This window comes from Paenibacillus sp. FSL H7-0737 (genome assembly GCF_000758545.1).
Classification (GTDB): Bacteria; Bacillota; Bacilli; order Paenibacillales; family Paenibacillaceae; genus Paenibacillus_AQ.
This window is the reverse complement of the sequence record NZ_CP009279.1, coordinates 6,591,191-6,615,304: the sequence shown is the minus strand read 5'-3', so window position 1 is coordinate 6,615,304 and position 24,114 is coordinate 6,591,191. Positions and strand designations below refer to the sequence as shown.

The window sequence follows — 24,114 nt, the reverse complement described above, 5'->3', positions numbered from 1 at the left end:
TTACATGAAATCGAAGAAATAACGGATGACATGGAAAAAGACCGGCGAGGTGTAGGTCAAGCTATCCACACGGCTTAAATAGCTTTCTTTTAAAGCTACGAATTTATCGCCATCACCGATGAGCAAATCTCGCTTCAGCACGGAAACCGTTAAGCTACCCAAGAAGCCGCTCAAACTGATTAGCATGCCTGACAGGAAACCGAAGATCGGGTTGAGCGGCGTCAGGTAGGGATAGATCAAATAGGAGACCCCGGTTGTTACGACAAACGCACAGGCAAAACCTTCCCAGGTTAAATACGGGTTGGCGGTTGGGACCACTTTGCGCTTTCCCATATAAAGGGATGCAAGATAGTGGACCACATCATTCAGCTGTGTCAGCACTACTAGGAATAATACAAGCCCCGCTCCATACTCCGGTGTAGCAAATTGAAAATAAGCTAAGTGACTAAGTCCGAAGACCATCAGCATTAATCCCCACTGGGTTGAACTAACACTACGCAGGAAGCCAACTGTCCCTTTATTAATGAGCCTAGGTAGCGGTAGGAGTAAGAATACATAGACTGGAATAAACACAATGAACATCCCGTACCATTCGATATAAATCCAGTAGAACTGTAGAGGAATGGATAAGTACGCCCACAGAAATAGTCTGCGGTCGGATTTTCGTGACTTTATCATGGAGAAATATTCTTTGAGTGCGAAGAAGGTCAGTACCATTAGTGCCAATAGTGAGACGACTGGATTAAAGAGAGTAGCCAAACAAAAGATAAAAAGCATTCCCCACCAGGTTTTGATGCGGAAGCCGATCCCTGTATAGTCTTTACTGGGCTGTAATTTGCCTATAACTACATACATCAAGTGAATGGCCGATAAGGCCGCAAAAATCAGGATTACCGTTAATAGAGAGCGGTCGATAGCTAATCACCAACTTGTCGTAGAGTAGATTCCATTAATGGGTTCATATGTTATTATGAAGGAAACGTTCAATCTTGATAAGGGGAAAATTGTAAATGGCAGATGATCCATCGGTCTTTATCTTGCTTACGAATACCGGAACGCTCTTTACGAAGCTTATTCAAGGCTACACGAGAGCTCCTTATAATCATGCCTCGATCTCCTTTAATCGGGAGCTTTCCGAGTTATATAGCTTTGGCAGAAAGCACCCGAGCAACCCTCTAAACGGAGGATTCGTGAAGGAGGATATTAAGACAGGCACGTTCAGCAAATATCCAAATACGACGTGTGTTCTATATGAACTTCAAGTTACAGCCCGTGAAGTGGAGAAAATGGAGCGGGTACTCAAAGTCTTTATCCGAAGCCGGCAAAAGTATCTCTATAATATTCTCGGCGTGATTGGTATCGCTTTGAAGGAACCTGTTGAATTCAGCAACTCTTATTTCTGCTCGCAATTTGTAGCTGAGATTCTGGAACGATCAGGCATTAAGCTATGGAACAAGCTGCCTGCGCTCGTAACGCCGGATGATTTTCGGCAAAGCGATCGGCTGAAGCTAATCTATCAAGGCAAATTAAGTGAGTACGAACCTAAAAGCTAAGGGAGAGTATTGGGATTAATAACAAAGAACGGTTCTCAAATCGGGTAGATTCGTATGTGAAATACCGCCCGAGTTATCCTAAAGAAGCCATTGATTATTTATACAATACGATTGGTTTAAAATCGAATTGTGATATTGCGGATATTGGCGCAGGAACAGGAATATTCTCAGCACTGCTTCTGGAGCGCGGGTGTCGCGTGACTGCCGTTGAACCAAATCCGGAAATGCGTACAGCTGCGGAGGAGAAGTTCGCAAAGGATAACCATTTCCGCGCATTGCCTGGCTCTGCCGAGAAGACAGAATTGCCAGACCAGTCTGTAGACTTTATCGTGTGTGCCCAGGCGTTTCACTGGTTTGATAGGGGTGCAGCGCAATTGGAATTCAAGCGCATTCTTAAACCGGGTGGAAAGGCAGTTCTGATATGGAATTCTCGGCGTACTTACGGTACCCCATTTCTGGAGGAATATGAGCAGCTCGTGCAAACCTTCAGCACCGACTACACTCAAGTTAATCATAAGAATATTACCCCCGAAATCCTTAGCTCCTTTTTTAAGGCAGGGCAGATGCAAGTAGCGCACTTTAGCAATCAGCAGGTGTTTGATTTCGAGGGATTAAGCGGACGGGCGAGATCATCTTCCTACATTCCGGCCCCCGGAGATCCACGTTACGAGAATATGATGACGGAGCTGAGGAACCTATTTGAACGAAATAAACAGGATGATAAAGTGTTTTTTGAATATGAGACCGAGGTCTATTGGGGCGAAGTATAATAAATGAAATCAGCATATTAAAAAGACTCAAATCCTAGTGATAACAGGGATCGAGTCTTTTTTTACTTTTAGTTATGAAAGATGAACGTAAAAGGTGGTGGATTCGCCGACCGTGCTTTTGGCGTAAATTTTTCCTTTATGTTGTTCAACGATGGATTTGGCAATCGCCAGCCCCAGGCCATAACCCCCTTGTTTACGCGCTCGGGAAGCATTCGTACGGTAGAATCGGTCAAAGATTCTTGCTAAGTGCTCCGATGCAATGCCCTCACCCGTATTGGTGACCGATAACACCATATCATTATGTTGTTTTTTAAGGGATAAAGTGACTGAGCCTTTAGGATTCGTATATTTTACAGCGTTGTCCAAAAGGATCATAATCACTTGTTTAATTTGTTCACTATTCCCCATCACGGTCAGGTTAGGCTCAATGTCATATTCAAGCGAGATATGCTTCTCGAAGATAACAGCTTCCATCGTTAAAATAATATTCTCAACCGCTTCGCTCAAATTGAACTTCAAATAGATCATGGTCGATCTGGAGTCGTCCATCTCGGTTAGGTATAGCAGATCATTGGTCAGACTGGTCATTCTCTCTGTTTCCGATTTGATGTAGTGCAGCCACTTCGACTGATTGTGAATAGTATCATCACTGTTGGAGAGAAGAACATCCGCATTGGTGTTAATAATGGTCAGCGGCGTCTTCAATTCATGGGAAGCATCGGCAATAAACTGCTTTTGTTTATCAAAAGCCTCCTTCACCGGTGCGATGGACCGATTAGCGAAAAACCGGCTTGTGAAGTATAAAATAATTAGCATTACCGAGCCAACTACAGAGAAGGTATAGATTAGATTGGTGAGGATTTTCTGCTGGGCAGTGATGTCCAGAAATACAAGCATTGCCCCATCATTCGTATGCTGGATGTTGAAGATCCATTTGCTGCTGTCCAAGGTGAACCTTCCGGTATCTTTATCAGCACTCAGAGCCTCTTGCAGAGCCGTATCATAAAATTCATCGTCCATCGTAAATTTGGAATCTTTCCCGATGAGGTTCGACGCTGTATCTATCTTCAGCATAAATGAGACGGACCGTTCCGGAGGTGGAGTTCCGTTATCCATACGTTTATTATCAGCATGGGGTAACTGGGAACCTCCCTTAGTTGAGCCCATTCGTCCTGTATCACCGCCGGGAGACTTGTAGTTCTCCATAATTCTGTGAAGATCCATCTGAATATTGTTTTGGACATCTTGGTACGTAATGACATAAATCGAGATGAAAGCCACCAGCATTATTACGGATATAGTTACTAGGTTAACAATAAGAAATCGATTTCTGAGCTTCGTGAACATTAGGCCGTCACCTCTAATACATACCCTACATTTCTGATCGTACTAATGCGTACAGTCGAATTTAAGAAGGTCAATTTTTTTCTCAAAAAAGAAATGTACACCTCCACATTGTTGTGCTCTGCCTCCGAATCGAACCCCCATAACTTCTCAATAATTTGTTCCTTGGAGGTTACGGCTTGTTTTCTAAGAATCAGAAGCTCCAATAATTCACTTTCCTTAAGGTTCAGCTTGATCTCTTTGCCACCCACGGTAAGCTTCAGAGTCGATGTATTCAATTCAATATCCCCGAACTTTAAAGCATCATCTGGAATAACCTCGTTTTTACGTCTTAGTACAGCCCTTATTCGTGCCAGTAAGATCTCCGAGGAAAAAGGTTTGGCGATATAATCATCAGCCCCATAGTCTAGTCCAGTGACCATATCTGTTATCTCCCCCTTTGCGGTAAGCAGGATAACGGGAGTGGATACCCCTTTCTTGCGCAGCGTCTTGAGGACGCTAACCCCATCCATCTCAGGTAGCATAATGTCGAGCAGCAGCAAATCATAAATTCCGCTCAGTGCGTAATCGAGACCCGATCTACCGTCATGGACTGCATCCACCGAATAATTATGTTTTTTTAATATTTGAGTTAAGGCTTCAGCGAGATGAAGCTCGTCTTCTACGATTAGTATTCTCATGGTTCTGCCATCCCCTACATAAAACGAGTATTTGTTATTGAGGTCATTATATCAGTATTACCTTTACTGAACCTTAATGAAGGCTGGTATAGAACTGCATTGTAAAAAATTGAACAGGTGGTAAGTAACGGAGGGGGATTTTGGAACTGTAGGAGCGATAGCGTCCGCCTTTGTCTGGGGATTTCCACTGCGAATAGCAATTTAAATCAATAAATCTGCAGACAACAGCGGCCGGAAGTCCAACATTCACCGGAGTTACGATTTACACCTGTAGTGGGGTAGTTTGTAAAACCATTTAAGATTCATTAAAGGTTTGGGATCTAAGATACATTCATAAGCACACGAGACAATGATAAACAGAAAGGATGATCCCATATGGCGATTGAGGTATTCAACCGTTATGAGAACAAATATTTACTGGACAACGAAGCTTACTATAAATTTTATAACCAATTACTCGAATACATGGAACTAGACGATTTCAACAAGCAGCATGAGTTTTATTCCATCACCAACTTATATTATGATACTGCGCACAATACCCTGATTCGTAATAGTCTTGCGAAGCCGAAGTACAAAGAGAAGCTGCGTTTGAGAGCTTACGGTGTTCCGAATCAAGATACAAAGGTGTATCTGGAAATTAAGAAGAAGGTGTTCGGGCTGGTGAATAAAAGAAGAACGCCGCTCAAATTGGACGAGGCTTATGCTTTTGTTGCCACTGGCAGGGAGCCAGAATTTAAGGATTATATGAACAAACAGGTGATTGAAGAGATTAAATACTTTTTAACGCGGTATGAATTGCAGCCAAAGGTGTATCTGTCTTATGACCGCAAAGCGTTGTTTTGTAAAAAAAATCGTGATTTAAGAATCACGTTCGATACGAATATTCGAAGTCGGCGATACGATCTCAAGATGGAGCATGGCGTTTATGGCGAACCATTACTAGAGCCAGGTCAGTGGCTTATGGAAGTAAAGGCTGAAAATACGATTCCGGTTTGGTTAGCAAAAATGCTCTCAGAGCATCAAATGTACCGTACAAGCTTCTCCAAGTACGGTAATGAATATAAAAAAATGCTGAAGAACAGTAAAACAGAACGGGGGAGTGCTCTTTATGCTTGATTCATTATTTACCGTAGCTACGAGTACAGGGCTAACGTTTACCAACGCAATCCTAACCATTGTTATAGCTATCGCCCTTGGCGGGATTATTAGCTACACCTATATGAAGACGAATTCCAGTGGTTATTCGCAAAGCTTTACACTCACAATGGTACTGCTGCCCGTAATTGTAGCCATCATCATCCTGCTCATTGGCAGTAATGTTGCCAGAGCCTTCAGTCTTGCCGGAGCATTCTCCATCATTCGGTTCAGAAGTGCACCTGGTGATCCGAAGGATATCACATTTGTATTGTTTACCATGGCATCAGGACTGGCCTGCGGGGTAGGTTCATTCGGATACGCAGTCTTGTTCACTCTTATCTTGTGCGCACTTATGTTTATTCTTAATCGGACTAATTTCGGGGTAAAAACAACGTTGCAAAAGACACTCAAGGTAACTATTCCAGAGAGTCTGGGCTATGAGGAGGCATTCGCTGAAGTTTTCAACAAATTTAATGTAGGGTATGACCTTAAGAAGATTAGAACGACTGAGCTTGGTAGTTTATATGAACTAGTCTATGTCGTTACGCTGGGCGAGACTGTGAACCAGAAGGAATTCCTAGATGCGATTCGCACTCGTAACGGGAATCTAGATCTCTCGTTAACTATGAATCCCACTGCAAATGACTATTAAAATGACCGAAAGGATGGATGAGATATGAAGAATTATACAACAATCAGTAAAATAGGGGTCTTGTTACTGTGTGCGGGACTCATGTCGGCTTGCAGCAATAATAATACGACAGCACAGTCTGAAGCTATGTCGAGTGAATTAACGTCGAGCCAGAGTGGAGCTGCTACCGGAGTACAACTGGCAAGTGCAAAGCTGTCGGACTTAGTAACGTTCGATGAAGATGATTCTAATACAAGTTGGACGGCGGACCAATCGACGGAAATTGCTTTGGCTGGAACAAGTGCGCTTGTTGACGGCACCGGGGCTGAGTCTAAGGATGGATCAGTGACAATTACTGCAGCGGGAACTTATGTGCTGTCTGGTAAGCTGAGTGATGGACAGATTGTAGTTAATAATCAGGATGAAGGTATTGTGCATTTGGTACTGAACGGTGTGAACATCACGAACAGCGATAGTGCTGCAATTGATATTAAAGAAGCAGGTAAAGTGATCATTACCTTGGAGGACGGAACAGAGAACTCCGTATCGGATGGAGCAACTTATGTCTATGCTGATGACACTACAGATGAGCCTAGTGCAGCTATCTTTAGTAAAGCAGACTTAACAATCAATGGCACAGGGAAGCTGTCCGTTTCTGCTAATTATAATGATGGGATTACAAGCAAGGACGATCTCAAAATAATGAATGGCACACTTGAAATTCAGGCTGCCGATGACGGGATTGTCGGTAAAGATCTAGTCGCTGTGCAGGATGGAAGTATCAGCATTACAGCTGAAGGTGACGGAATGAAATCAACGAACGATACCGAAACGGACAAAGGCTTCCTTGCTATAGCAGCAGGAACATTTGATATTAAGGCTGGCAATGACGGAATTCAGGCGGAAACTGCACTTGTAATCGATGGCGGAACGTATACCGTGGTTACAGGCGGAGGCAGCGAGAATGGCGAAGTGAAGACAGGCGATCAAGGGGCAGGCATGGGCATGAGAGGTGACCGAGGTCAAGGAACAGGTGGCCAAGCACCGGGAACATCAGAAACATCGACACCAGCAACAAAACCAGAAGCAAAGCCAGAGATAACAACAACGGAAGCACCAACAACTACAACAACAGAATCGGAAATACCAAGTACTAAAGGCTTGAAGGCTGGAGGAGATATTAGCGTAAACAACGGAACATTTAACATTGATTCTGCTGATGATGCAGTGCACAGCAACAGTAACGTTGCGATAGCCGATGGAGAATTCAACATCAAAACTGGCGACGATGGAATCCATGCGGATGCCTTGGTGGCGATATCCGGTGGCAAAATTGATATTACGAAGAGCTACGAAGGGATTGAAGGAGCAAACATCGAGATTTCCGGTGGTGAAGCTCATGTGGTTGCTTCTGATGATGGAGTGAATGTTGCAGGAGGTAATGATGAAGCGACTGTAGGAGGTGGCCCTCAGGAGCAGGATCAATTCAGCGATGCTGCGGCTAATGTGCTCACGATTAGCGGGGGAACATTAACAGTCGATGCCACAGGTGACGGATTGGATTCGAACGGCTCTATCGTGATGTCAGGTGGTACAGTAATTGTTAATGGACCTACTAATGGTGGAAACGGTGCTCTCGATTACGATGGCAGCTTTGAACAGAGTGGCGGTACTCTAATAGCCGCGGGAAGCTCGGGTATGGCTCAGGCAACGTCTGACACCTCCAGCCAACATGCAGTCAGCATGACGTTTCCTCAGATCCAGAAGGCCGGAACATTGGTCCATCTGGAGGATAGCGAAGGAAACACGATCCTAACCTTTGCTCCATCGAAGGATTATCAGTCGTTGGTGATGAGCTCCCCTGATTTGAAAGACGGTGGATCATACACCCTCTACTCGGGAGGTACCTCGACTGGCAGTGAAGCAAATGGATTGTATACGGATGGCGAATATACTGGAGGAACGAAAGTAGTAGCGTTTGAAATCACAAGTAGTGTAACTTGGCTGAATGAATCCGGAGTAACCACCGCGAACACCAATCAAGGTCCAGGTGGCGGCGGTGGCGGTGGAAAAGGAAGACCATAATCTATAAATTTCCTATTAAAAGCCACTCCAGCACATTGGAGTGGCTTTTTGGTGGTACAGATAATTAGTCGCTATTAATAGAGATTAAATTCTGCTTAATGGGTTGATTTGAAGTCTTTATGATCACATTGTGTGAATTAAAAGACAGAATTTGAATCAACTGCTCTGCCATATGGTTCGCAGTATATTTGAACCCTCCCTTTACCCATTCCATGATTAATCCAAATAGAGCATAGGCCGTATAGCTAGAAAATAATTCGATATTTATATTGTTATTAGTATTATTAACCTCGACTAAGTCCTGCTTGGTTAGCTCCTTTAAGATGTCACAAATCTTATTTTGAAACCCAGGCAGAACATTGGAATTTACAATGATGGTATAAAAATTAGAGTAGGAAACGACATGCTCAAAAATTTTGATGCTAGAGGTAGTAAGCTCACTCACCATGAATTTATCGGTATGGAGATAGGGATCTTTATAAGCCTTAATTAAATCCTCCAGCACATCATCAATCAGCTCATTCAGAAGTTCTTCTTTGGTTTGATAATGCTTATAGAAGGTTCCACGGTTTAAATCGGCTAGGGTCACAATATCGGTTATCGTAATGGTGCGGAAATTCTTTTTTTCCATGAGTAATATCAATGCATTTTTTAGTTCTTTCTTCGATTTACTCGTTCTTCGATTTTTAAGCAACAGAAGACCACCTAACTGTCTATTTTCTATTCCTATTTCAACACAATTCCAAGTTATATATATTTATGAACATTTGATGTCTCATTTGTATATTGATAGTTAAATTGCAGAAGATTAAACTTGAGTAGAATAAATTTTAAGTGATTTAGAGATTTTATAAAATATAAGGAAGTATAAGTTTCACGCTATACTTTATCCTTATATTTCTCGCATATACGCTTACCGTCCCATTAAGGACGCCGAAGGCGTTTTTGCTTGTATTGATACTTACATTATAGATAAACGTAAAGGAGACTTCCAACATGAAACTTCAAGACAGAGTTGCAGTTGTTACCGGAGCAGCCTCGGGTATGGGGAAATCTATCGCAGAGTTGTACGCTAAAGAAGGTGCTAAAGTAATAGTAGCCGATCTTAACCTCGAAGGTGCGGAACAAGTCGCAGCAGGAATCGTTAGTAATGGTGGAGTAGCTAAGGCGTTGAAAGTAAATGTTGCTCTAGTCGAAGATATCAATAACATGATTGATACCGCAGTAAATGAATATGGAACCCTAGATATACTAGTGAATAATGCGGGTATTATGGACGGCTTTGAGCCAGTTGGTGATATTAATGATGAGAGATGGGATCTTATCTTTGACATCAATACCAAAAGTGTAATGCGGTCCACACGTAAAGCGCTACCTATTTTCCTCGAAAAAGGAAAGGGCGTTATTGTGAATACCGCTTCTACTGGTGGCGTAAGTGGTGCTCATGCTGGAGCAACTTATACTGCCTCCAAACATGCAGTAGTAGGCTTGACGAAAAATACAGCTTTTATGTATGCCAACAAAGGCATTCGTTGTAATGCCATCGCACCAGGAGCTACTGCCACTAACATTAGTGCTTCTATGAAAAATATTAATGAGTTCGGCATGAGCCGCACTCAACTAACACAGGCTGTAATTCCTCGTGTAGGTTCACCTGAAGAAATCGCACAAGTTGCGTTATTCCTGGCTTCAGATGACTCCAGTTTTGTAAACGGAGCAGTCCTCGCTGCCGATGCGGGATGGACTTCAGCATTCTAAAATTAGATATCATAAAAACTCCGCTAGAGATTACTCTAGCGGAGTTTTTTATGCTCTTGATATTTCCAGGTTAACCCTTCAAAATAGAGAGAATGCTAACTATAGAGGGAGTTATATGAAATGAACGATGTTAGGGCGCGGAATCATGTGAAAGTGATTGGAGAAGGAGAAAGAACCATCCTTTTTGCACATGGATTTGGGTGTGACCAGAGCATGTGGCAGTTTATTACGCCTTCTTTTGAGAAAAAATATCGAATCGTTCTATTTGATTATGTAGGTTCAGGTAACTCAGATTTAAGTGCATATACAACAGATAAGTATCATACGCTCCACGGCTATGTACAGGATGTATTGGATGTCATCGAAACGTTGGAACTCAAAGATATTATTTTTATAGGTCATTCGATTAGCTCTATGATCGGGATGCTTGCTTCGATTGAGCGGCCGGATTATTTTGATAAAATGATTATGATTGGTCCTTCTTCATGTTATTTAAATGAGGGGGATACTTATTTCGGAGGCTTCGAGAAGAGCGATATTACTGAGCTTCTGGAGATGATGGAGATGAATTTTGCTGGCTGGGCTAGCTTTATGGCACCTCTTGCTATGAACAACCCTGACCCGATGTTAACGAAAGAGCTGGAGCGCAGCTTTATCTCGGCAGATCCTGTTATTGCAAGGGAATTTGCAGAAGTTACGTTCTTTTCAGATCATAGGGAAGATCTACCTAAGGCTACAATCCCTACACTTATTCTACAATGCTCGGATGACAGTATCGTACCTATAGCGGCTGGAGAATATCTACATAAACACTTGAATAATAGCACCTTCCGGTTAATGGAGGCTAAAGGGCATTACCCGCATATAAGCCATCCTGAGGAGACCATCACTTTAATTAATGAATATCTTACGTAAGCTAGATGAGATTATGCTGTGTTGAAAGGATATTTAGATCATGGATGACCGATTAAGATATGCGCCTTGTGGCTATGTTTCTATTACCCATGAAGGAATAATCAAGGATGTAAATCAGACGTTCTTGGACCGTATGGGATATAAGCAGGTTGATTTGGTGCATAAGCATTTTGAATCTATCATGTCTACGGCAAACAAGCTTATTTTTCATTCATACTTCTATCCTTTTATCAATCTGAATGGACAGGTGGAAGAGTTATTTATCAATTTGAAGGACAGCAAGGGACAAGCCGTCCCTTACTTGTTAAATGGCAGACGCCTTGAGTGTGAAGGTGTAGAGGTCATTGATTGTATTCTGGTACAGATGGGCAAACGTATTGATTATGAGCTAGAGTTACGATCTGCGAAGAAGCAAATAGAAGAGGCTTATTGGGAAAAAGATCAGGCGCTGGCAAAGCTCAAACAAATTCACCTGGAAATCGAGCAAAAGCAAGCTGAATTGCTGGAGATGAATGCCGTTTTAGTAGAATTATCTAATACAGATAAGCTGACTGGGCTGAAGAATAGAAGGTTTCTTCAAGAGAAGCTGGAAGAGCAGATTGCAGGGTATGCCCAAGCTGAAGCAGCATTTTCGCTGTGTATTATAGATATTGATCATTTTAAAAAAGTGAACGACACCTATGGGCATCAGACAGGTGACTATGTACTGGAGAAAATGGCGAGTATCTTGAAACTGCAATCTCGTAAAGAGGATATGGCGGTTAGATATGGCGGTGAGGAATTCATACTTCTTTTACCAAATACAGACATCTCGGAGTCAAAGACTATAGCTGAGAATTTACGGCAATCTATCGCGTATTCAACTTGGGAAATGGGCCGGATTACGGTGAGTATTGGTATAGCTACATTTATTCCAGCTGATTCAGAAACCACCCTTCTGCAAAAAGCTGATCAAGCGCTCTATGCCTCTAAAGAACAGGGGAGAAACCGCGTCACGCATAGCATAGATTTGAATGAAAAGCTTCTTTAACAGGGGGCTTTTTTGTTATTTATATACGATACATCCTCTTTGCTCTAATTGCTCTAAAATATCCGTTCCCTTCAAGCTGTGATTCCATCTTAGATCCAGTTTCTCTAATCGTTCAAGCTGTAAAAGGGAATTCGGGATTTCTTGCAGGTTATTATCTCTTAAATCAAGCTCAACAAGGCTGCTTAATTGACCTATTTCCTCAGGCAGCTTATTCAGTTTATTTTTTCGAAGGTTAAGTCTTCTTAACTTGCTTAGTTTACCGATGGATGAGGGCAGTTCAGTGATTCGATTATCACTCATATCGAGTATCCGCAGTTCTTCTAAAGCACCCAAATGCTCTGGCAATACGACCAGTTGATTACCATAAAGATGAATCTCTCTTAACCCTTTAATTTGTGTGATCGAATCAGGTAGACGTTCTAGCTGATTATAATAAAGCCGCAGTTCAATTAGACTGCTCATTTCGCCTATACGGGTAGGCAATTGCTTGAGATGATTATCTGTTACGTTCAGATACTTGAGTTTCTGGAGATTACAAAGCTGCTCCGGCAGCTGTTCGAACTGATTATTACTTAGGTATAGAAAAGAATCTAACCCCTGCAGTCCGCCAATTGTCTCCGGCAATACCTTCAGTCGATTATGGCCTAAATCCAACATTCTTAGGTGAACTAAGCGACCGATGTTCTCGGATAACTGTTCGATTTCATTACCCGCATAATTAAGTACCTCTAATTCGTCATGGAGGAAGAGATGGTCAGGGATTTCTTTAAGATGGTTGTTGTACATGCTCAGTTCTAGTAGAGGATTGCTCTCAAACACGATCTCTGGCGTTTCTGTAAGTCCTTTTCCGTCAAAATTATATCTCATGGAAGGTTCTCCTTTGTTATTGGTTTTGGCATCGTTACGATAGAATATAACAGGATGATGATTTATTATCAGTATGTTGGCATACAAAACTATGGAATGTGTTAGAAAGGAATAATGAGATGGAAGCTTCTTTTTGGACTGGCATTCGCTTTTTTCAGGGTTTACCCTCGGAGGAGATCGAGGCGGTCTCAAGACTGTTCACTTATAGGGCCTATTCCAAAGGGACTCTGGTGTTTGCAGAATCAGATCCGGGAGATCACGCCTATGTTATCTATTCGGGAATTATTAGGGTGTACGCTACTACGAAGGGGAAAGAGCATACCGTAGATCTTTTTGGAAAAGGCGATTTATTTGGCGATCTGGAAGTGATCCATCCCTCCAATATAAGAGTGCTGTCTGCGGTGGCTATGAATGATACTGTATTATTTGTGATTAAACGTGAGCCTTTTGAGCAGATGCTTGCCGATTACCCGTTGATTAAGGAACAATTGATGCTGCTGCAAATGGACCGTTTATTTTTATCGAATCGGTTATTACATGAAATGAAATTTCATGATGCGAGAGCGCGTGCGATCTTTACGCTGAGAAGACTATACCAAAGATTTGCAGTCGAGGAGCAAGGCAAACAGAGGATTGATCTTCGATTGACCCATCAGCAGTTCGCGGATATGATCGGAACGCTAAGGGAGACGGCTACCCTTGTGCTTAAAGACCTGCAAGAGCAAAAGATTATTGATATTCAACATCAGCAGATCACCGTGTTAGACCCGACGTATTTACTAGAGTATACGGATTTCGATTGAGAAGAGCAGTTCCGGGATCTTTTTCAGAGAATTGATTATTAAAGGGGTTATGAATGTGGCATGTAATCATTGTGTAGTAAGAGAGCTGAATTTTGAAATCAAGGCTCATGGTGAGCTTAATCTAAGGATTTTACCTGAGGTTATTCATCACTTGAGTAGAAGTAATTCGATACATAAGGTAGAAGAAAATGTGATTACGATTAAGGAGGCTGGGGTGCGGGATTTTCTAGATTTCTGTAATGACCATATGGAGTCGGAGCAGTTTGAATTCCGTATAGATGACCAAACATGGAGACCTCTATCCGAATTACCTACTGTACTTGATATGGAGTGGATTGATGAGGTTATAACTAAGGGCTTAGTTACTTGTCACTTCCAACCGATTGTGAACGTACGGGAAGAGATTTTTGCATACGAGCTCCTATCCAGATTTAAAAAAGAAGATGGGTCCCTTATCTATCCTAATGAGATTTTTGCGGCGGCACGGAATCGTGGGCGTTTATATGCTTTAGACCGGTTATGTAGAATGACTGCTGTAAAATATGCTGCACCCTTAAATAAAAAAACGTTTATTAATTTTATCCCAACGTCGATCTACGCTCCAGAGTTCTGCTTAAGATCAACCGTTGAACTGGCCAATCAATTAGGCGTCGATCCCTCTCTTTTTGTTTTTGAAGTTGTTGAGACGGAGAAAGTGGATGATCTCGCTCATTTGAAAGCTATTTTGACATATTACAAGGATCGGGGATTTGAATACGCTTTAGATGATGTTGGCGAGGGCTTCAGCACGATCGAGATGTTATTGGAGCTTAAACCCCATTACATGAAGCTGGATATGAAATATGTTCAGGGTGTGTCCAGCGATCTGAACAAACAGAAAATAGCTAAACAATTTTTAGAAAAAGCTTTAGAAATCCAATCTGTTCCTTTAGCAGAAGGTGTGGAGTTTAGAGAGGACTTTGAATGGCTTAAGCAGAGTGGTTATCAGTTGTTTCAGGGATATTTATTTGGAAAGCCTGATCCTATTCCCAAACAGTGATACTAATGAGTATAACTCCGTCTAGAGGATGAGATGAATTTCAGGTCAGAGTCTGAGTGCAGCCAACCCCCGGGGTTGTATAATTAAGGTAATTGAGAAGGGGGACGGGATGGATATGAAATGGCATAAGTACATCACACACTGGGCGGATTCTAGAGGGTTAGGTGGACGAGAAATTGATTATCAATGGCCGTCTCCATCATTTCCGGTGGTAAGTATTCGCAGCAATTTGGGTCGATACTCAGGTCAGGGGTATGGTCACGGAAGCAAGCCACAAGTGAAGACAGCTGTTGGATTAATTGCTATTGGAGATGTAGCTGTAGGCTTGATTTCCATAGGTGCGATAAGCGTAGGGGTTCTATCCGTGGGTGCAATATCACTAGGAATGTGGTTAGCCCTTGGAGCGATAGCCATTAGCTGGCTTGGCTTCGCAGCTGGGGCGATTGCCATTGCAGGAGTGGCTGTAGGCGCGATCGCGATAGCCGAAAAAGCGTTGGGGGCTGTCGCCATAGGTGATACGGCATTTGGGGCGGTAGCCATAGGACGGATTGCTGGGGGAGCAGTAGCTATTGGCCAATGGGCATATGGTCTAATCGCAGTTGGCGAGCATGGCTTCGGGTTAATTCCCATCACGGGCGATGTGTGGAATTGGTTCCGGCGTTTGTTTGGTGCGGGGAGTTAAGTAGACCTCCAGTCCTAAAGTGTCCTCTCTCTTCCGGGATACTCGATAAAGAATATCTATCACGATAGAAAAAGTAATTGCAATTACCTATTCGGATTTCATACCAATTAATCATGCGATCAGATGTAGCGTTATGTTACTCTTTGTAATGTATTCGAAACTTCATAGGCAAACCTATGGAAATGTAGGGACGCAAAGCTATAGGGACTAAGGTTATCATAACTATTGTCAGCCAGCTGCCAAAGAGTGTATTACGCTTTTTGTTAAAGTTTAATAAAAATTAAGTCTTAGTTTTTATGCGACTTTATACGCAATCAAGCTACTCTTTTGGGGTAGTTTTTTTTGTGCCTATTTTTAGGCACGGAAGAGATTCATATTACATCTGGGGGGTAGAAAAGATGAAAAAAATGATTGCGATCGCTACATCGGCAGCCATGTTAGCCAGTTTTTCGAGTGAGGCAGGTTATGCTTTAGCAAGTGATGTAAGCAAGGTAAGTGTAGTGAACACTGTAGTACAAAGCAAGGCTGACCTATTCAGCAATGCGTCAGTTATTCCGTTTGATCTGTACGGCAAGGCTATCCTAGGCGCTTATAATGATGTTTTTAGAATGAATCCTGCGAATATTAAATCCATTACCAATAACGGTGGCAACTACTCAGGTTCACCTATAGCTAAGGCTATTGATGGCGATATGAGTACGCATTGGGAAACGGGCAAACCGAACAGTTCAACGTTCACGAATGAGGTTGTCTTTGTTTTCAATGAGTCCACTGAATTAAATAGAATCGTATACGCTGCAAGACAATCCAGTGCAAAGGGGAAGGGGTTTGCTCAGGAATTTGATATTTATGGCTCAACTACGGATGCAGGCGATTATACGCTAGTATCCTCTGGAGAATATAAAGGCGGAGCAGGTGACGTAGTAGAGATTCAGTTTGCACCCACAGCCTTCAAGAGACTTAAATTTGTCTTCAAAAAAGCTAACCAAGATTGGGCGAGTGCAGCTGAGTTTTCTTTTTACAAAGAAGATACCGTATCCGCTAAAATGAAAAATTTATTTACAGATGATACCTTGAGTCAAGTTAGCGCAGCATTTAATACGGTGGAGAAATTAACGGCTTTAGAACAAGAAGTACAGACACATCCACTGTACGTGCAGTTTCAAGCAGATATAGAGAATGCAAAAGTACTTCTGGAGAATCATCAAATAGAGGCAACAGCGGCTAAGGTTTCGAAGCTACAAGGCTATGGTACAGCATACGAAAATGCCTATAGCGAAGCTTATAGAATGCCCAACTCTAATGTATCAAAAGTAACGGTGAACGGTGGAAGCTATCCAGGTACGAAACCGGAATACATGCTCGATGACCAGCCGAATACACACTGGGAAACGAACAAAAACAATGATGACAGCTTCACGAATGAAGTCGTGTTTGAATTAGCGCAAGCGAAAATACTAGATAGAGTGGCTTTCCTGGCTAGAGATAACCGCAAAGGCTTCCCAGAGGCTTTTGAAATTTATGCATCAGAAACAAGTAAGGGAGAGACCTTCCAACTCGTATCTAGCGGAACCGCGACTAGTACGAATGACTTTCTGGAGTTTAAATTCGAACCTACAAAGTTTAAAAGATTGAAATTCAAGTTCACAAAAGCCAATATCAACAGACCCTTTGCAGCTGAATTTAGATTTTATACAGAGGATAAAGTAAGTGAAGCTGTAAATGGTATTTTCACAGATGGCACGATGAGTGCGGTTGTTCCTGCTTATAATAGCGTCGAAGCAATCAACGAATTAGAAGAAGCGGCAAAAGTACATCCGCTCTATCCAATCCTGAAAGATTCTTTGGATTTAGCTAAGAAGCTAGTGAATGGTGAAGTTCAAACTGAAGGCACCATCATTGAGGCGGAACAACGTGGAGATATGAAAAAGCATGCGCAGGAAAACCTGAGAATTGGTTTCGGGACGAACAACCAGCCTACAGGTCTCGTTGCAATGCCTGGAGATACAATCAACGTTTATGTGGACGCAGCTTCGAGCGATAAACTACCTTCTTTAGTCTTTTCTCAACAAGAGGCGGCTTGGAATGTTTGGGCTAGAGGTGTGCAATTGCGTCCAGGTAAGAATATTATAACCGTTCCTGAATTTGCTACGAATAGTTATTATGCACATGAAGTGACTAAAGGCGGTACAGTGTATATCGTCAATCCATATACAGCAGAGGAACAAGGTAAAGCACCTATGATCCGGTTCGAGGGGCTTACCAAGATCCCTATGATGACCAAGACTACAGATCCTGAACAATTTAAAGCCTTCTTAACCACCTATAAACAAAAATTAGATGAAGATAAGGCAGCGCATCCGAATGTTCAAGATCGCGAGCTCATCGATGTGGTGGAAATGGTCAGCGATCATGTTATTTTCACAGGAACTGCGACAGAAGCTTATAACAAGTTTATTACGCAAGAAAATGATCCGCTGGGTACCGTAACCGGCTATGATACTTGGATGAAGACGATCTTTGACTTCTATGGCTTGGATGGCAGTAGTGTGATTCATGATGCGAAGCTAATTCGTGAGAACATCCGATTGATGCAGCCTTATGGTGCGATGTATGCAGCGGGAGATCATACAGGGATACAAATTGGGACCGTAGGGACGATGTTAGGTGATTTTAACAAAGTCTATCCAGGATGGGGATTGAATCATGAAATAGGGCATCGCTTGGCGATGGGTGAACGAGAATATGGTGAAGTAACCAATAATATGGTGTCTATGCTGATGTCAGTCTATGCGGACTCGATGGATACTCGTATTCCTTTTGAAAGTGATATTTATAAATATGTAATCGAAGAAAATAAAGTGGTTATGAATCAGCAGGGCTTATTTGCACAGCTCGGTGCCTATTGGCAGTTAGAATTAGCGCATCCGGGTTACTGGACAGAACTGACCAAGCTATACCGCGAGCGGAAGGTCTCCCTTCCGAACGGCGACAATTCCAAGCAGCAGTATTTGGTGGAGTTCTCCTCTGAAGTGCTGGGGTTAGACCTAAGTAGCTATTTTGCCAGACATGGCTTCACTGTGAATCCTGAAACGAAAGAGAAGTTAGCTAAATACCCAGCACCGAAAAAGCTCTGGTATTTAAACAATTCAGTGGTTCATTATGAGGGAACAGGAATAGCAGATAAGAATGTTGCGATAAAGGTTAATATCACGCCTAACGCTACTGCTAAATCAAACACATTAAGCTTCAGTATGGATAAGGATCTTAAGAAAGATTTCTTAGGATATGAAGTGTATAGAGACGATAAGTTAGTAGGGTTTACAGGGACTGACCAGTTCGTGGACACGAATGTAGATAGCAGCATCAATTATACGTACAAGATCGTTGGTTATGATAAGAAGCTGAACCCACTGAAGCCGGTACAGGTTAAAGCCTTCAAGCCAGCGTTATCTGTTGAAGATCAAATCACGTTAAAGCTTAATCAAGCTTTTGATCCGATGAGCTATGTAAAAGCGACTAACTATCAAGGAAACGATATTACTGCTAATGTCACCCTGAAAGCAAATACCGTTAATGTAACGCAAAAAGGCGACTACGAAGTGGTATATGAAGTGAAGAACGAAGGGGTTACAGAAACCAAAACTACACTGGTTATGGTAACGAGTGACTATGCTTATCTTTCGGATCTTAATGCCAAGTCAGTCGTTGTTGGTTGGGGTGAATTAAAGAAAGACAAAGTCGTTTCTGGTGGAATCATCACTCTTGTTCGACAAGGGTTAGCTGCGACCTATACCAAGGGAATCGGTGTACATGCGAACTCTGAAGTTATTTATGATATTGAGGGTAAAGGTTATGACTTCTTTGAAAGCTACATCGGGATCGATCAAGCGATGAAAGGAAAGCCATCCTCTGCAACCTTTGAAGTATATGTAGATGGAGAGAAGAAATTCGGGAGCGATGTTTTCCGGGCAGGGACAGAGCATGAATTTGTGAAAATACCTGTGACAGGCGCGCGCGAAGTGAAGCTGGTTACCACAGATGCTACAGACGGCAATGCTTCAGATCATACGGTATGGGCGGATGCGAAGTTTACGAATACTTCAAGCAAGCCTACTATCACAGTGCCTGAAGAGACAACGTTTATTAAGCTGAACAGTGAATTTGATGTTTTGACCGATGTTACAGTCGTTGATAAGGAAGATGGTAACTTGATTGGAGCCGTTGAGGTAAGTCCGAATGGTTTTACTTCAAGCAAAACAGGCACTTACAACGTCGAACTGTCAGTTACAGACCGGGATGGGAATACAGCTGTGCAGACCAGAACAATCGTTGTGTATAGCGCTAGTAAATACTTGAGTGATACAGCTTGGCAGTCGGCAAGAACGGATTATAATGTTGTTCGTAAGGATAAGGCAAGTTCTAACAATCCGATTAAACTACTTGTAAATGGCGTAACCAAAGAGTTCGCTAAGGGCTTAGGAACGCATGCTAACTCTGAGATTGTATATAATCTAGCGGGCGCAAACTATGAATATTTTGAAACGTTTGTAGGGGTTGATAGAAATATCCCGGAGCAAAACAACTCTAGTGTGATCTTCAAAATTTTCGCCGATGGGGTAGAAGTGTATAACAGCGGACTGATGAAATTTGGCACGGAAGCCAAACTAGCTCGAATCCCTGTGAAGGGTGTAAGTGAATTGAAATTGGTATTAGACAATGCAGGCAACGGAAATGCATCAGATCACGGTGATTTCGCTGATGCGAAGTTTATAATTCTGAACAGTACCCCGGAGCTTACCATAGCTAAATCAGTATCTACCAAAGTGGGCCAAGCGATAGCAGTAGGTGCAGACTATTCGGCAACAGATTCAGAAGATGGTGACTTGACGGCTCAAGTAAAGGTTACGGGTGAAGATCAAGTTAAATTGGGCAGAGCTGGAAAGTATCCGATTACTTATACAGTAACGGATAGTGATGGAAATACGACCACGAAGACTAGAACCATTGCCGTTGTAGACATGACGGACTTTACGTATCTGACGGATTACGACTGGAATTCTACTCAGAACAGTTATACTGCGCCTTTGAAGGATAAATCTATTAGTGCCAATACGCTGAGATTAACCGATGAGAGCAATCAAGTAGTGTCCTATGAGAGAGGGATTGGAGCACACTCTAACTCGACGATTGTATACGATCTAAGCGATAAGAACGCGGACTACTTCACTTCCTATGTGGGTGTAGATCGACAAATGTATGGTACGGTCGGTTCGGTGAGCTTTGAAGTGTTTGTCGATGGAGAGAAGAAATTCGATAGTGGGGTTATGGGCTCCAGAGATCCGCAGAAGTTCATCGAATTGGATATTAACGGAGCTAAAGAGCTGAAATTAGTCGTTACAGACGGCGGAAATGGCAACGGATCTGACCATGCTACATGGGGAGGAACCAAACTACATTTTGCGAATGGAGATCACCTATTCACTGGAGATCTGGAGCAAGCCATTGCGGCGGCAAAAGCAATTTCTCTAGAAGGCTTCACGGCGGAGAGTATTGCGTCATTTACGGCAAGCCTTTCGAGTGCAGAAGCGGCTTTGACTAATCCTTCTGTCACACAAAGTGAAATAGATGCAGTCTCAGCAGCGTTACAACAAGCAACAGAAGGTCTGACCGAAATAGACCTTACGCAAGTCATTACCATTGCGGACAAATATTTAAGTGCTTCGATCAAGACTACGTTAGGCGTAACTGGAGAACTAACGCTAGGGGATATGTATAACCTTACAACGTTAACGAGCGAGACCGGAAGAGCTAGATCCTTGGAAGGTCTACAGTATGCTAAGAACCTAGAGACACTTGATATTACTGGAAATGAAATCACTGATTTCTCCCCACTACAAGGGTTAACTAAACTAACGAGCTTATTGGCTGACCCTCAAGTGGTAGAGGTGGGAGGATTAAAGGGACCTGTGGTTGAATTGACCAATCCGGTGAAAGGGCTCGATGGCAGTAAAGTGATCCCTAATTCAGCAGGGGTCAGAAACACTGGAACATCTAAAGAAATCATGTTTGATATGAATGAATGGGCAGCTAATCCTGATGTGTTCACTATAGACCTATCGAACGAGGAGAAGGGAACTTACATGCTGGGGTTAACTTACCAAGTCGCAGGTAATCTCGTGCAATTAATTTCTTTTATTGATAACAATTAAATCCCATAGGCAGAAAAAAACAGGCGAATTGTGGTATATCCAACCATGATTCGCCTGTTTTTATATAGTAGTTGTTTGGGTTGGTGTTAAGCGCTTTTGGATCCGTTGCTCTTCAAGTAGACGTTTCATCCATTGCTGAATACTTCTGCTCTGCTGTGTTGTCAGGGTGGGGTGTGCAAGGTTATATGCCTCCAAAGGATCTTCTGTCAAATTGTACAGCTCATATTCCTCAGGTACGGGTTCTGTCTTAATCCTTGTGGTCCATTCACCGGGTTTTCCCTCCACAGGCTGAAGTGTGACATCCTGAACTCCGGGCTGGCTCCAAAATTGAGGATTATCGAAATAACGCGAGAACTTCCACAGCTCTTTCCGACCATTTCTTTGAAGATACGTTAGAACCGTCTCAATGTGGTTCGGCTGAACGACAGACGAATACGGTTTTCCCAAGGGACTGGTTTGATGCTGGCCGCGTGTAACATCATCGTCGGTCATGAAATAGACGGGCGCATCGACGATTGCAGATGGGCTGTGTCCAAGGATTTGAGGTGCAAGATTGCGGCCTACAAAAGGGCGGGCATCACTGTACCTATTGTGCATACGGCTTTGAAGGTCTGTGATGTTTACATTCGCAAGCCCTAGCATGGTTGGAATCAGATCTACATGACTTGTTAGGGCATGGATGTCCTGAGATTTGGGAAATAAGCGTCTATTATGGATGAGAAAAGGGACATGCAGAAATTCTTCGTAGGCAGAGTACCATTTTTGATGAAGATCTCCATGAGCCCCTAATAAATCTCCATGATCGGAGGTAAAGATGACGATGGTATTGTCATAGAAAGAAGAGCGAGTTAGAGTCTCGAAGATCTTTCGCATTTGAAGGTCAGCGTTTTTTTGAAGTTGATAATACAGTTGGCGATAAAAAGGCTGGTCAATAATAGGCTGCAAGGCTTTTGGATAAAGGTCCCGGTAGCTGGCTTGGTAGCTAATGATTCATTTTGCGTCGGAGAGGGAGCAACTGCAGGCATAGGCTCGACCTCAAACCTAAAATTAGGTAAATGTGCAGTGAGGGCTCCGTATAGAACAATATCATGTGGATTTACAAGGGAAGAGACGAGAAGCCAGGGAGGCGTATTTTTATCCTGGTTTTTTTGGCGATCCAGCGCTTGAATGAGTTCCACAGTTTCTGCACCGTACACCTCGTCGCGTCCACTTAATCCGATCGCGGCTGAGGAAGCAGAGTTTCGCGGATTTTTTCCAATCGGATCAGGTCCCACCCAACCAGAGAACCCAAAGTTATCTAAGCGATTCGCTCGTAAATAAACTTCTTCAAGATGTCTGTCAGGGACGCCTGTCACCGAATTATAGCTGGGCAAGCTGTCGTGGGTACCGGGAATGATAATATCCTCATTGGAGATATGCCACTTCCCTTTATAGTGGGTCTGGTAACCGGCTTCCCGGAAGTAGTCACCCATTGTAGGTACAGTGTTCCTATCCAGCCAAAACATATTGGAATCAAAGGATTCTTTGGCAATTCCTACGGTCTGACTGACACCATGGAGCGATGGATAATGACCTGTAAACAGCGTTGCCCGGCTGGGGCAGCAAGCGGTAGTTCCAATGTAGTGTCTGTGGAACTCAAGGCTATGGCATTTTAATAATTGCTGTGTGACTAGATTCTGGCGTCGCCATTCTCTGATTTCGGGATGTTCATATATGGGGGCATATCGCTCCTCATCTACGAGAATTACAAGAAAATTGGGTCTCTCTAAATAGCGTGATGATTCTGCTGTACTGCTCATGGGCATACACATCCTTGGTTAATTAGGTTGTTGCCTTAGATTATGTGGGAAACCATGGAAACAGTAGCGCTCCAATAAAACTCCTTTTACATACTTATATTATAAAATTATCCATTTTGTAATATGACAGAAGTGATGACAACGCTCACTATAACCAGACAAGTCTTTTAATTATAATGAATCAGATGGTCCAACTCTTCCAGCCTATTCAATTAAATACACAAGAGGTGATGTAGATGTTAGGAATCGGATTGGTCATCGCTTTTACAATCGGAGCTTATTTAATAGCTGCTTACATTCGATTGTTTAGCATGCGTAATCTTGTAAAAGAATCTTTTTCTACTATAGAAGTTTATTTGCAAAATCGGTTTGAGGCCTTAACTGAAGTTGCGGAGATGGTTATTGCTTATGCCGCACATGAACACGAAATATTGGCGTTAGTACATAGAATAGGTGCGGGTTTAAGTGATCATCATTCTCCGGTTGAGAAGCTGACTAAATATGTGGAAATGGAAAAGTATCTTCATTCGATCAATGTTCAGGCAGACTATTATCCAGAGCTTAAGGCCAGCGATCCGTATATCAAATTGCAACAAAGGATTAATATTTTAGAGGAAAATCTATCTGCTAGTAGACGTATCTATAACGAAAATGTGACAAGCTATAATTCGATGATAAGTACTTTTCCTAATTTTTTATTTGCAGGGGCTATTGGATTTAAGTCGGAATTCCTGCTCAAGATGGAAGGGGCCAAACGGGCAGACGTTAATTGGACGGTATCCTAAGTGGACTTGATATAGAGAATT

General features: G+C 42.6%; 18 protein-coding genes, 1 pseudogene and 1 riboswitch. Of the genes and pseudogenes, 13 read left to right on the top strand and 6 right to left on the bottom strand.

Annotated features, from left to right (window positions below; translation table 11 throughout):
* Positions 1 to 915: a phosphatidate cytidylyltransferase gene (locus tag H70737_RS28870; RefSeq protein WP_042192888.1), complete on the bottom strand. Its 915-nt coding sequence runs from the start codon at positions 913 to 915 to the stop codon at positions 1 to 3.
* 95 nt (positions 916 to 1,010) lie between these two features.
* Here H70737_RS28870 and H70737_RS28865 point away from each other — a divergent pair, with 95 nt between their 5' ends.
* On the top strand, positions 1,011 to 1,553 hold the full coding sequence (locus H70737_RS28865) for a hypothetical protein (protein WP_042192886.1): 543 nt from the start codon (positions 1,011 to 1,013) through the stop codon (positions 1,551 to 1,553).
* A 14-nt stretch (positions 1,554 to 1,567) separates the two neighbouring features.
* The gene (locus H70737_RS28860; RefSeq protein WP_081951240.1) at positions 1,568 to 2,323 is read left to right on the top strand and encodes a class I SAM-dependent methyltransferase; all 756 of its coding nucleotides are present in this window, start codon (positions 1,568 to 1,570) and stop codon (positions 2,321 to 2,323) included.
* Between the two features lie 72 nt (positions 2,324 to 2,395).
* Here the strand turns inward: H70737_RS28860 and H70737_RS28855 are convergent, their stop codons facing one another.
* Positions 2,396 to 3,670: a sensor histidine kinase gene (locus H70737_RS28855; RefSeq protein WP_042192882.1), complete on the bottom strand. Its 1,275-nt coding sequence runs from the start codon at positions 3,668 to 3,670 to the stop codon at positions 2,396 to 2,398.
* A complete protein-coding gene (locus H70737_RS28850; RefSeq protein ID WP_042192881.1) occupies positions 3,670 to 4,347 on the bottom strand; it encodes a response regulator transcription factor in 678 nt (225 codons plus the stop codon). Before H70737_RS28850 ends, H70737_RS28855 begins: the two co-directional genes overlap by 1 nt.
* 375 nt (positions 4,348 to 4,722) lie before the next feature.
* Between H70737_RS28850 and H70737_RS28845 the strand changes: the two genes are divergently transcribed.
* From H70737_RS28845 to H70737_RS28835, 3 genes are read left to right on the top strand one after another with little or no spacing between them, the layout of a single operon-like run.
* A complete protein-coding gene (locus H70737_RS28845) occupies positions 4,723 to 5,466 on the top strand; it encodes a polyphosphate polymerase domain-containing protein (protein ID WP_042192879.1) in 744 nt (247 codons plus the stop codon).
* Entirely contained in the window at positions 5,459 to 6,139 is a 681-nt protein-coding gene (locus tag H70737_RS28840; protein ID WP_042192877.1) for a DUF4956 domain-containing protein, read from the top strand. Before H70737_RS28845 ends, H70737_RS28840 begins: the two co-directional genes overlap by 8 nt.
* A gap of 24 nt (positions 6,140 to 6,163) precedes the next feature.
* The gene (locus H70737_RS28835) at positions 6,164 to 8,203 is read left to right on the top strand and encodes a carbohydrate-binding domain-containing protein (protein ID WP_042192875.1); all 2,040 of its coding nucleotides are present in this window, start codon (positions 6,164 to 6,166) and stop codon (positions 8,201 to 8,203) included.
* A gap of 64 nt (positions 8,204 to 8,267) precedes the next feature.
* Here H70737_RS28835 and H70737_RS28830 read toward each other — a convergent pair whose 3' ends face one another.
* Positions 8,268 to 8,897: a TetR/AcrR family transcriptional regulator gene (locus H70737_RS28830; protein ID WP_231573363.1), complete on the bottom strand. Its 630-nt coding sequence runs from the start codon at positions 8,895 to 8,897 to the stop codon at positions 8,268 to 8,270.
* Between the two features lie 302 nt (positions 8,898 to 9,199).
* On the opposite strand from H70737_RS28830, the gene H70737_RS28825 reads away from it, so the two are divergent.
* The 3 genes from H70737_RS28825 to H70737_RS28815 all read left to right on the top strand — a co-directional run bounded on the left by H70737_RS28825 (position 9,200) and on the right by H70737_RS28815 (position 11,906).
* Positions 9,200 to 9,961, top strand: coding sequence for an SDR family oxidoreductase (locus H70737_RS28825; protein ID WP_042131593.1), 762 nt, complete (start codon positions 9,200 to 9,202; stop codon positions 9,959 to 9,961).
* Positions 9,962 to 10,081: 120 nt separating this feature from the next.
* Positions 10,082 to 10,876, top strand: coding sequence for an alpha/beta fold hydrolase (locus H70737_RS28820; protein ID WP_042192872.1), 795 nt, complete (start codon positions 10,082 to 10,084; stop codon positions 10,874 to 10,876).
* 40 nt (positions 10,877 to 10,916) lie between these two features.
* On the top strand, positions 10,917 to 11,906 hold the full coding sequence (locus H70737_RS28815; RefSeq protein WP_042192870.1) for a sensor domain-containing diguanylate cyclase: 990 nt from the start codon (positions 10,917 to 10,919) through the stop codon (positions 11,904 to 11,906).
* A 15-nt stretch (positions 11,907 to 11,921) separates the two neighbouring features.
* Here the strand turns inward: H70737_RS28815 and H70737_RS28810 are convergent, their stop codons facing one another.
* Positions 11,922 to 12,773, bottom strand: coding sequence for a leucine-rich repeat domain-containing protein (locus H70737_RS28810; RefSeq protein WP_042192868.1), 852 nt, complete (start codon positions 12,771 to 12,773; stop codon positions 11,922 to 11,924).
* A gap of 119 nt (positions 12,774 to 12,892) precedes the next feature.
* Between H70737_RS28810 and H70737_RS28805 the strand changes: the two genes are divergently transcribed.
* From H70737_RS28805 to H70737_RS28790, 4 genes are all read left to right on the top strand, one after another.
* On the top strand, positions 12,893 to 13,576 hold the full coding sequence (locus tag H70737_RS28805) for a Crp/Fnr family transcriptional regulator (RefSeq protein WP_042192866.1): 684 nt from the start codon (positions 12,893 to 12,895) through the stop codon (positions 13,574 to 13,576).
* Between the two features lie 49 nt (positions 13,577 to 13,625).
* Positions 13,626 to 14,615: an EAL domain-containing protein gene (locus tag H70737_RS28800; RefSeq protein WP_331281406.1), complete on the top strand. Its 990-nt coding sequence runs from the start codon at positions 13,626 to 13,628 to the stop codon at positions 14,613 to 14,615.
* 109 nt (positions 14,616 to 14,724) lie between these two features.
* Entirely contained in the window at positions 14,725 to 15,297 is a 573-nt protein-coding gene (locus tag H70737_RS28795) for a hypothetical protein (RefSeq protein WP_231573362.1), read from the top strand.
* 157 nt (positions 15,298 to 15,454) lie between these two features.
* Positions 15,455 to 15,541: riboswitch (cyclic di-GMP riboswitch) on the top strand.
* Positions 15,542 to 15,695: 154 nt separating this feature from the next.
* Entirely contained in the window at positions 15,696 to 21,509 is a 5,814-nt protein-coding gene (locus H70737_RS28790; RefSeq protein WP_052404461.1) for an NPCBM/NEW2 domain-containing protein, read from the top strand.
* Between the two features lie 60 nt (positions 21,510 to 21,569).
* Here H70737_RS28790 and H70737_RS28785 read toward each other — a convergent pair.
* Positions 21,570 to 23,308, bottom strand: a pseudogene (locus H70737_RS28785) (sulfatase-like hydrolase/transferase).
* A 236-nt stretch (positions 23,309 to 23,544) separates the two neighbouring features.
* On the opposite strand from H70737_RS28785, the gene H70737_RS28780 reads away from it, so the two are divergent.
* Positions 23,545 to 24,093, top strand: coding sequence for a LemA family protein (locus H70737_RS28780; RefSeq protein WP_042192862.1), 549 nt, complete (start codon positions 23,545 to 23,547; stop codon positions 24,091 to 24,093).
* The last annotated feature ends 21 nt before the right edge of the window (positions 24,094 to 24,114 follow it).